The following is a 9,552-nucleotide window of genomic DNA, read 5'->3' on the forward strand; positions in this document are numbered from 1 at the left end:
TTACGGGTTCAAGGCCATGAACTCGAAGACTTCGGGGGCGCCGTCGTCCTCGAGTTCGAGTGCGTCGAGCGTCAACGCCGTCTGAGGTCCATTCACCAGGGGAATGTCCTCGCTGACGCCCTGGTCGAGCACCCACTGCTTTGGCGAGGCACTCGGCGGCCATTGGACGGTGACGTGCGGCCGGTCGATGGGCGCCATCGTCCCGTCGGGCCGCTGGAGCTGGACGGCGAGCTTGAGCTGTCCCAGTTGCTGGACCTGGAAGTGGAATTGAGACCGGCCCGCGGGGATGTCCAGCACAGGTGCGGCGTCCAGCAACTGGCCCGTGGCGGAAAAGAGCTGGAACTTGCCGCCTCCCGCGAAGCGCAGGGCGAGCGGATAGGGCCCGGGCACCAGCGGTTCCCCGCTCCATCCCGCCAGGCCCGAGGTCCCCGTGGCCTGAGCCAGGGGATGGGCATCCCCCAGCGTGAGTTCCACGCCGCTGACACCCGCGGCATCGTGCTTCCATCGCAGCAGGAACTCGGGGCGCGCCCCCACTTCGACTGGGACCAGGCACACCGGGCAGGTGTTCAAGATGACCGGCTGCTCCTGGGCCCCTGGATTCAGGAGCAGGTCGTCCACCGCCGAGAGGCCATCCACCGTGACGGTGTAGGTCCCCGCATCCAAGGGCAGGAACCGAGCCACGCCATCGCCTTGCGTCGCGGCCGTCATGTCATTCACGGCGTAGCGCAGGACGCGGCCCTTGGGCTGCATGGCCTTGTTGCGGTGCGGATCGTGCACGGGGGGAATGAGCCGGATGGCACGTCCCGACAGCGACACCTGGACCTGCCCCAGCATCTCCTGGGTGTCTGTCCGATAGACGAGCACCAACAGCCCCGTCCGGTGCTGGGCGCAGGGAAGGGTCGAAGTCCCCACGACGGTCGACGCGGTCTTCTCCGCGGCCTTCAGGGCGGCGTCGAGATTCATCCTTTCCCCTGGCGCGCCTGAGCCAGCTCCAAGCGCGCATAGATGAGATTGAGCTTCTCGGAAGCCGGCCGCTGAGCCACCATGAGCAGGTCTCCCATCCAGCGGGTGGCTGGCGCCTTCTCGAACCCGGGCCCGAATTCGATGAACAAGAAGACGTACAACGTCACCTCACGGGCGTCCGTGATGCCGTGACGCTCGGCATGGGTGATGCCATCCTCCACCGCGCCACGCAGGGCCCTCGCATCCTGGAGTCGCGCGTCTCCCGGAAATACCGAGGGCAGGCTTTGGAGCGTCTCCGCGATGAAGCGCTCGCGACCTTGCGCGTTCATCAAAGCCATCTGCTCCGGACGGATTCTCAGCATGGCGGGCACGGAGGCTATCAACAGCCTCCAACCAGGAATAGAAGCAATCGAAGCAAAATCGATGCTCTTGGAATGCCACTTCCAGCCTGCCTTGCTGGAGGGCTTCGCGCCGGGACTACAGTGCGCGGCCATGACAACCCGATTCCACCTGCGGCCCCTCTCCATGGGCCTGGTCCTGTTCCTGGCGGGCCCCGCGGGCAGCGTCTCCGCCGCACCGAAGGTGACCATCAGCGACATCCAGGCCCAGGTCTACGACCGGCAGCAGGGCGCCGTCGTCGCGATGGATGCGGCTTCCGACCCGTACGGAATGAACGTGGACGCCTTCATCGTCGTGAAAATCCAAGGGACCCATGAGGGTGACGCGCCGCTGAAGCTGAAGCTGCTGGTCAGCGCACCCAAGGAGTCCTCCGAAGCGGCGGGTGACCGGCCTGCCTGGAAGGTGACCCAGACGCGCGACCTGGCGGTGCTCACGGAGAATGGCGTCACGCAGGTGCCCTTCATCCTCCCGTACCACTGCGCCTCCACGGTCAAGGTGACGGCCACGCTGACGGGCGGTGGACTCAAGGCCAGCAAGACGCTCGACACATCCTTCCCCTGCGCCGAGTAGCCCGTATGCTCGGGGCGTGAGGTGGATGCGTCAGGCAGGACAAGCGTGGGGCCCGAGGCCTTGGAGGACGGCACTCGCCAGTTCCGCCCGGTGGCAACCGAAGGAGCCTTCGCGCGCGAGGCAGCGCCACCGAAGCGTCGTGGCCCTGGCGCGTGTCTCCCGCGCCTTCGAGTTTCCCCGCACGATTCTGCACGTCGCGCAGTCCGCCAGTGGTCCCATCATCGTCAGTGAGGACGACGAAGGCCGCCGCTACCTCCAGTTCGGGTGGATTGGCGCCTTCCAGAGCGCGATGTGGCCGGGCTTCCCTCTGCGCCTGGAGCTGGACTACACGCGAGCGGTGGCGGCGACGCTGGCCTTCGTGCCCGAGCCCTCGCGCCTGCTCGTCGTGGGACTGGGGGGTGGCACCATTCCCACCTTCCTCCGCGCGGTGCTCCCGCACGCGCACATCGACGCGGTGGAAATCCAGCCCCAGGTGCTGGACATGGCCCGGCGCTACTTCGACTTCCACGAGGACGAGGCCCTGCACGCCCATCTCACGGACGGACGGCGTTTCATCGAATCACCCGGGGCGCCGTATGACGTCATCATCCTGGATGCCTACGGCACGCGAAGCATCCCGCCGGCGCTGGCGACGCAGGAGTTCCTGCGGGCCACGCAGGCGAGGCTGACGCCGGACGGGGTGGTGGTGGGCAACGTACTCCGGAAGTCAGGCCGGCCCGGCTCCCTGATGGACCCGCTGTGGCGGGCCAGCTTCCCGCAGCTCTATGCCTTCGACGTGCAGGCGTCGGACAACCGCATCCTCGTGGGACTGCCCCATGTGCGCAGGCTCCTCCGTGCGAAATTGCTGGCACGCGCCGGGCGGCTCGCGCGCGAATGGGGCGTGCCCTTCAACCTCCGCGCACGGGTGGGCCGCCGCGTGAGCGGCGGCCGCGGCCCTACGAAGAGCCACGGCTGACGCGCAGGTGTCGACTGACGTCGAGTCGGAAGCGGCCCCCTGCCCCGTACGGACAGGGGGCGGCACCACCGTGCCGTCACGCAGCCTACTGGTCCGCACCGTCGTACGCGCGCTGCAAGCCCTGGATGTCGAGCTTCACCATGCCCAGCATGGCTTCCATCACCCGGCGCGCCTTCTCCGGGTCCTTGTCATTCAGCATCTTCCCCAGCACGGACGGGACGATTTGCCAGGACAGGCCGAAGCGGTCCTTGAGCCAGCCACACTGCTGTGTCTGGCCTCCGCCCTCCAGGAGCTTCGACCACAGCTCATCCACCTCTTCCTGCGTCTGACAGTCCACGAACAGGGAGATGGCCTCGGTGAACTTGTAGTGAGGCCCTCCGTTCAGCGCCATGAACTGCTGTCCATGAAGCTGGAACGTGCCAGAGACGACCGGCGCGGTGTCCGAGCCCCCGGCGCGGTTGAGGCTGAGAATCTTCGCGTCCTTCTTGAAGACGGACACGTAGAACTTCATGGCTTCTTCCGCGTTGCCGTCGAACCACAGGAAAGGTGTGATCTTCTGCATGGTGCGGTCTCCTCTGTTCAGGATGCGCCCGGAGTCAGGCGCGCTTGGATTGCTTGGACTTTGATTTCACCGGCGACGCGAAGAGCCCATCCAGATACGTGCGCATCTGGCGCAGGTTCTCGATGACCATTTCGGGCCGCTGCCGCGTCTTGCCCACCAGCATCGAGCCCTGCCACGTGCTGTAGAGCATCCAGGCCACGGCGTCGGGGTCGAAGCCCACGCGCGGCGGATGCAGCCGCTTCGCCTCCGTGAGCAGCCCCGCCACCGCGCCGACCCAGGCCTCCATGTGGCCTTCACCCGCCTGACGCACGGTGGCGCTGGACAGCGCCAGCTCCTGGGACAACATGCCCACCATGCAGGTGAGCATCCCGCCGTGCTGGCGTGCCAGGTCGCTCATGACGTCCAGCAGCCGGTGCAGTTTCTCCAGCGGGTCCACGCCGGGCCCGTCCCAGACCTCGGCGTACAGCCCCATGCCCATCTCCGCGAAGGCGGCCATCGCGGCGAGGCCAATCGCCTCCTTCGACTCGAAATGGTGGAAGAAGCTGCCCTTGGTCAGCCTGGCCTCGGCGCAAATCTGGTCCACCGTCGTCGCAGAAAATCCCCGACGCATCATCAGGTGTGTCGCGGCCGCGATGAGCTGACGCCGCGTCTCGGGGGCGTCACGCCTTCGTCGGGTGGGCATCTGGTTCATACAGACTGGTTGGTATGTATTGAATGCACGCCCACCCCGTCAAGCGACAGGGGGAACGGAAGCTTCCAGCGCCGTGAGCCAGGAGACGCCCAGAACGCACAACGGAGACACGGTCGACATTGCCCATCCGCCCCCGCAGCGGATAAGCCGTTGAAAATGACTCACAGCGTCGGGTTCACGGCTCGCGCCGTCCCGCCGCTCCTTTCAAACCGGAGTTCCTGGATGCAGTCACATCGCGCGGTCTGGAGCAGGCGCCTGATACTCATGGGGAGTGTCATCCTCCTGTCATGCGGGAAGGAGGGATTGACGCCTCCGAGTGACGACGCGCTGGCCGCCGCACGAGGCCAGGCCCTGTCCCAGTGGAAGCAGGCCCCTTCCGCCACCACGGCCCTGGCGCTGGCGCGGGCCTACTTCCCCGACCTTGAAACGGGTCCGGCCCCTTCAGCGCCCTCGGCCCGGCTGCTCGATGCGCAACTCAGGAATGACGGAGGGCTGACGCTGACCACGCGCGGACTGACCTTCCAGGTCCAACCGGCGGCCTCCACCCCGGGCACGCTCCACCGCGAGCGCTTCGCCGCGTTCCAGGGCGAGCGGCACCTCTGGTGGCCCGCGGGAAGCACGCAGACCACGGAACAGGGCTGGCGCACCTCGCGGGTCGAGGAGGCGTGGATCCTGGACGCGGTACCGGAGGCACGCGGCGACAAGCCGTCGCACCGCGCCGAGTACACCGTCACGTTGCCGGCCTCCGTCCGGCGCATCCAGGACACGGGCGACTACCTCCAGTTCCTGGATGAAAGCGCGCGCCCCGTGCTCCGCTTCCATCCCGCCGTGGTGCGAGACGCCAACGGCCACTCGCGCGCGGGCAGCACGCGGCTCGCGGGTGGGCGCATGAATCCGCGCACCCAGGTGTTCGACGTGGACGGCGCGCAGGTCCGCATCACGACCGAGGTCTCGCTCGCCGGGCTCACCGCGCCGCTCGTCGTCGACCCTGGCTGGTCCTCCACCGCCACCATGGCGACAGCCCGCGCTCAGCACGCGGGCCTCCTGCTCGGCACCGGCCAGTTGCTGGTCGTCGGTGGCGTCAACAACCTGGGCTTCGTGGCTTCGTCCGAACGCTACGACCCCGACACCGACACCTGGAGCGCGGCGGCCGCCGCCGGGATTTCAGGCAACGTCACCATTTCCGCGCGCCTCTCCGACGGGCGTGCGCTCGTGCTGACGGACGGCTCCACGACGGGGCGCATCTACGACCCCGCGACGGACACCTGGTCGGCCACGGGCCCCATGGCCGCGCCCCGCCCCCTGGCCACCCTCACGCGGCTCGACTCCGGTCAATTCCTCATCGCGGGCGGCAGCAACCTCGCGACCGCCGAACTGTACGACCCCGCGAGCAACACGTTCCTCCCCACCGGCAGCCTCCTGAGGGTCCGGCGCTCGCACACCGCCACGCTGCTGCCCGACGGCCGGGTGCTCGCGGTGAGCGGCTTCAACAACGATGACAACCAAGTCCCGGGCGCCGACCTCTACAACCCAGTGGCGGGAACATGGACCGCCGCCGCGCCGCCCCTGGTCCCAAGGCACTACGCCACCGCCACCCTGCTCCCCGATGGCCGCGTGCTGCTCGCGGGTGGAGTCACCGCGAGCGGTGCCACCACGCATGCGGAGCTCTACGACCCGGCGGCCAACACGTGGACGGCCACGGGCGCCCTGAACTTCCCGCGCAACGGCCATACCGCAACGCTGCTGCCCGACGGCCGGGTGCTCGTCGTCGGCGGCTCCAACGCCGCGCGAGATGCCCAGCCGGCATCCGAACTCTACGACCCCGCCACCGGCACGTGGACCCTCGCGGGCTCCATGGCGATTGGCCGGGAGAACAGCACGACGACCCTGCTCCCCTCCGGCAAGGTGCTCACCGCCGGAGGCTTCCACTCCAATCCGTCACTCACGTTCTACGCGGACACGGAGGTCTACGACCCTGGCGTCCAGGGCTGGGCCGCGGCGGGAACCCTGGGCGCTCCTCGCGTTGACCCGCTGATGGCGCTGCTGCCCACGAACCGCGTCCTCGTGGCGGGTGGCCGTGACGGAGCGGGCACCGCGCTGGCGTCCGCCTCGCTGTATGACCGGGCGACGAACACCTGGTCCGCGGCCGCGGGCCTCTCCACCGCGCGAGCGGATGCCACTGCGACGACGCTGGCCTCGGGCGAGCTGCTCGTCGTGGGTGGCACGAACGCAGGCGGCACGCTGAACTCGGCAGAGCGCTATACGCCGGCCACGAACACCTGGAGCTCCGCGGCGTCACTCACCCGCGCGAGACACCTGCACACCGCGACGCGCCTGCCGGATGGACGGGTGCTCGTCGTCGGTGGCCAGGACGGCGCGGACGTGCTCGCCTCCGCGGAGCTGTACGACCCGGGCACCCAGGCGTGGACCGCAGCAGCGTCCGCGACCGGGGCGCGCACCGCGCACGCCGCTGCCCTGCTGCCCGATGGACGGGTGCTCATCGCGGGAGGACGTGACGCGGGTGGAGCAGCCCTCGCGTCGGCGGAGGTGTACGACCCCGCCACCAACACCTGGGCGCCCATCGCCGGCCTCGCCCAGGGACGAGAGAGTTTCACGCTGACGCTGCTGCCCGCTGGAGAGCTCCTGGCGGCGGGCGGCGCCGCGGGAGGCGTGGCGCTCGCCACCACGGAGCGGTACTCGGCCACCGCGAACACCTGGACGCCGGACAGCCCGCTGACACAAGCGCGCTGGCGTCACACCGCCACCCTGATGCCGTCCGGTACGCTCCTGGTCGCCGGAGGCCTGAGCGCGCCAGACACCTACGTGGCCTCGGCCGAAACCTACGGCGCCCCCTCGCGGACCTGGACGCCGGTCATCGCGCCCGACGTGCGGGGTGGGGCCGTCGCCGTTGCCTTGCCCACGGGCGAGGTCCTGCTCGCGGGAGGCACGGCCGCCACCACGGCTCAGCGCTACGAGGACGTCCTCGCGCCTCCCGCCTGGCGTCCGGTCGTCTCCGCGCCGGAGACGCTCTACCAGACCTGCCCCACCGTCATCGAAGGCCAGGGCTTCCGGGGCATCTCGGGCGCGTCCAGCGGCAGCTACCTGGACTCGCCAACGGACTTCCCCCTGGTGCGCCTGCGCGCCGCCGAGGGAGGGCGGCTCTGGACGCTTCCCGCCACGGACATGTCCACCACGCGCGCGACGGTGCGGGTGCCCGCGGAGGCGCCGCCGGGCCCGTATGCCCTGTCCGTCTTCGCCAACGCCATTCCGGGTGGTCGCATGGTGACGGTGCGCGCCAACACCGCGCCCATCGCGGACGCCGTGCGCATCGCCACGATGACCGGCGTCCCGCAGGACATCACGCTCACCGCGACCGACCCGGACGCGGACCAGACGTTGACGTGGACCATCGTCACGCCGCCCCTACATGGAACGCTGAGCGGCACGCCGCCGAACCTCCGGTACACGCCCGACCCGGGCTACGTGGGCGCCGACAGCTTCACCTACCGCGTCAGTGACTGCGGCCTGGACAGCAACGAGCCCTCGGTGGACATCGAGGTGGAGGCCACCCAACCCCTGGCCATCACCTGCCCCGAGGACACCGTCATCGAGGCAACAGGGCCTGACGGCGCTCCAGGCAACTGGCCCCCCGCCACCGTGACGCCCGGAGCGGGCGGACCCGCCACGCTCACCTATTCACCGGTGGAGGGCAGCACGCTGCCGCTGGGGACCACGACCGTCACCGCCACCGCGGAGGACGCATCCGGCACGCAAGTCACATGCACCTTCCAGGTCGAGGTGCGGGACACCACCCCGCCCGCGCTGACGTGCCCCGCCGACATCCGGACGACGTCCGATGATGCGTCGGGCACGACGGTGACCTTCGAACTGCCCGAGGCCACGGACGGCGTCTCGACGCCGTCCGTCACGTCCTCGCCGGCATCGGGGAGCACCTTCCGGCACGGCAACAACACCGTCACCGTCACCGCGACGGATGCCGCGGGCAATGAAGCCCGCTGCACGTTCCAGGTCACCGTCCAGGCAACGGTCGTCTCCATCGCCGGAGGCGGCTGCCAGGCCTCTGGCGGTGGCGCTGCCTCGTCGCTGGCCCTCCTGGTGGTTCTGGCATCGTGGAGCGGCCTGCGTCGCCGCTCGCGTCACGCCTCGCACTGACCCGTACGTCACCCTCTTTCGCGAATGGACTTCACCTTGCGTACACAGGCTCGGAGCTGGGCGCTGGCCGCGCTCATCTCCTCAATCGCGCCCACTGCCCTGGCACAAAGCACCACGGGCGCGCTCGTCCCCATCGACCTGGAGCGGCTTCGCTTCACCCCCGCCGCCACGGACTCGATGCTCGTGGACACAGGCCACGTGCTCCCTCAGGGCGCCTACCGGCTGATGCTCATGGCCGGGTATGAGCGCGGCATCCTCCTGCTCAAGGGCAGTGATGGCCAGGAGCGCTCCATCCTCGACTACCGCGTCTCCGGTTGGCTCGCGGGCGCCTGGTCTCCCACCGACCGGCTGGAGCTGTCCGCGCGGCTGCCCGTCATCATCCACCAGGGCGGAAAAGGCGCGGACACGCTGGTCGGTATCTCCGCGCCGGATGCCTTCGGCCTCGGGACCCCGGAGCTGGGCGCCCGCTACGCGCTGCTGCGGCGCGAGGACGGCGCCCCCGTCTTCCTCAGCCTGGGCCTGGACGTGGGCACGCCCGGCGGCACCGCGGATGCCTTTGGCCGGCAACAGGGCTGGGCGGGCCTCCAGGTCGCGCCCCGGGTCGCGGTGAGCCGGGAGCTGGGCCCCGTCGTGCTCGGCGCCAGCGCGGGCGTGCGCATCCGCTCCACGGAGAACGAGCCCGGGCGCGACTACGGCACCGAGCTGGAGCAAGGCATCGTCGTGTCCACGCGCGGCAAGGGCCTGCGCGGCGAAATCGCGCTGCAAGCCGCGGAGTCGCTGGTGGAGCCGGACGTCGCGCTGGAGCTGCTGGGCGGCGTGCGGCTGCCCGTGGGCGGCGGCTTCGAGGCCTTCGCCATCGCCGGACATGGCTTCACGGACATCCCGGGCACGCCGTCCATCCGCGCGGCCGCGGGCATCGCCTGGGCCCATCAGCCCCCCGCCCGGGAGGACGTGTGCCGGAGCGGCCGGAGTCACACGCCGGCGCAGTGCCCCGCGCTGGATGACGACGGCGACACGGTTCCCAACGGGCAGGACCGCTGCCCGCTCGAAGCCGGCCCGCCAGAGAACGACGGCTGCCCGGACACCGACACGGATGGCGACGGCGTCGTGGACCGCGAGGACGCATGCCCGAACGAGGCCGGTGTCGCCGCCCACCGCGGCTGCCCCGAACCCAAGCAGGAGCCCACGCCGCCGCCGCCGCCCGCTCCCGAGCCCACGCCACCGCCGCCCGCTCCCGAG

At 70.0% G+C, this 9,552-nt stretch carries 8 protein-coding genes; 4 read left to right on the forward strand and 4 right to left on the reverse strand.

Features of this window, described 5'->3' with window-relative positions:
* On the reverse strand, positions 1 to 963 hold the full coding sequence (locus FMP39_RS30795; RefSeq protein WP_228558480.1) for a hypothetical protein: 963 nt from the start codon (positions 961 to 963) through the stop codon (positions 1 to 3).
* The gene (locus tag FMP39_RS30800; protein ID WP_228558481.1) at positions 960 to 1,325 is read right to left on the reverse strand and encodes a hypothetical protein; all 366 of its coding nucleotides are present in this window, start codon (positions 1,323 to 1,325) and stop codon (positions 960 to 962) included. The genes FMP39_RS30795 and FMP39_RS30800 overlap by 4 nt, the downstream gene beginning before the upstream one ends.
* 130 nt (positions 1,326 to 1,455) lie before the next feature.
* Between FMP39_RS30800 and FMP39_RS30805 the strand changes: the two genes are divergently transcribed.
* Together FMP39_RS30805 and FMP39_RS30810 are read left to right on the forward strand one after the other, a co-directional pair.
* Positions 1,456 to 1,932: a hypothetical protein gene (locus tag FMP39_RS30805; protein ID WP_228558482.1), complete on the forward strand. Its 477-nt coding sequence runs from the start codon at positions 1,456 to 1,458 to the stop codon at positions 1,930 to 1,932.
* A 139-nt stretch (positions 1,933 to 2,071) separates the two neighbouring features.
* Positions 2,072 to 2,887 carry a spermidine synthase gene (locus tag FMP39_RS30810; protein WP_228558483.1) on the forward strand — a complete coding sequence of 272 codons (816 nt, stop codon included), beginning with the start codon at positions 2,072 to 2,074 and terminating at the stop codon, positions 2,885 to 2,887.
* An 85-nt stretch (positions 2,888 to 2,972) separates the two neighbouring features.
* Here FMP39_RS30810 and FMP39_RS30815 read toward each other — a convergent pair whose 3' ends face one another.
* The gene (locus FMP39_RS30815; RefSeq protein WP_141593657.1) at positions 2,973 to 3,449 is read right to left on the reverse strand and encodes a VOC family protein; all 477 of its coding nucleotides are present in this window, start codon (positions 3,447 to 3,449) and stop codon (positions 2,973 to 2,975) included.
* Positions 3,450 to 3,483: 34 nt separating this feature from the next.
* The gene (locus FMP39_RS30820) at positions 3,484 to 4,140 is read right to left on the reverse strand and encodes a TetR/AcrR family transcriptional regulator (RefSeq protein WP_141593658.1); all 657 of its coding nucleotides are present in this window, start codon (positions 4,138 to 4,140) and stop codon (positions 3,484 to 3,486) included.
* Between the two features lie 303 nt (positions 4,141 to 4,443).
* Here FMP39_RS30820 and FMP39_RS30825 point away from each other — a divergent pair, with 303 nt between their 5' ends.
* Both FMP39_RS30825 and FMP39_RS30830 read left to right on the forward strand, forming a co-directional pair.
* The gene (locus FMP39_RS30825; RefSeq protein ID WP_141593659.1) at positions 4,444 to 8,313 is read left to right on the forward strand and encodes a kelch repeat-containing protein; all 3,870 of its coding nucleotides are present in this window, start codon (positions 4,444 to 4,446) and stop codon (positions 8,311 to 8,313) included.
* A gap of 24 nt (positions 8,314 to 8,337) precedes the next feature.
* A partial coding sequence (locus tag FMP39_RS30830; RefSeq protein ID WP_141593660.1) for a thrombospondin type 3 repeat-containing protein occupies positions 8,338 to 9,552 on the forward strand: 1,215 nt, incomplete at its 3' end.

Origin of the sequence: Myxococcus sp. AB056 (genome assembly GCF_006547365.1) — a bacterium.
Taxonomy (GTDB): domain Bacteria; phylum Myxococcota; class Myxococcia; order Myxococcales; family Myxococcaceae; genus Myxococcus; species Myxococcus virescens.

What these genes read in the sequence shown, in the direction of transcription:
- FMP39_RS30805 (WP_228558482.1), top strand. Translation starts at nt 1,456, where the DNA reads ATGACAACCCGATTCCACCTGCGGCCCCTCTCCATGGGCCTGGTCCTG.
- FMP39_RS30795 (WP_228558480.1), bottom strand. Translation starts at nt 963, where the DNA reads ATGAATCTCGACGCCGCCCTGAAGGCCGCGGAGAAGACCGCGTCGACC.
- FMP39_RS30800 (WP_228558481.1), bottom strand. Translation starts at nt 1,325, where the DNA reads ATGCTGAGAATCCGTCCGGAGCAGATGGCTTTGATGAACGCGCAAGGT.
- FMP39_RS30815 (WP_141593657.1), bottom strand. Translation starts at nt 3,449, where the DNA reads ATGCAGAAGATCACACCTTTCCTGTGGTTCGACGGCAACGCGGAAGAA.
- FMP39_RS30820 (WP_141593658.1), bottom strand. Translation starts at nt 4,140, where the DNA reads ATGAACCAGATGCCCACCCGACGAAGGCGTGACGCCCCCGAGACGCGG.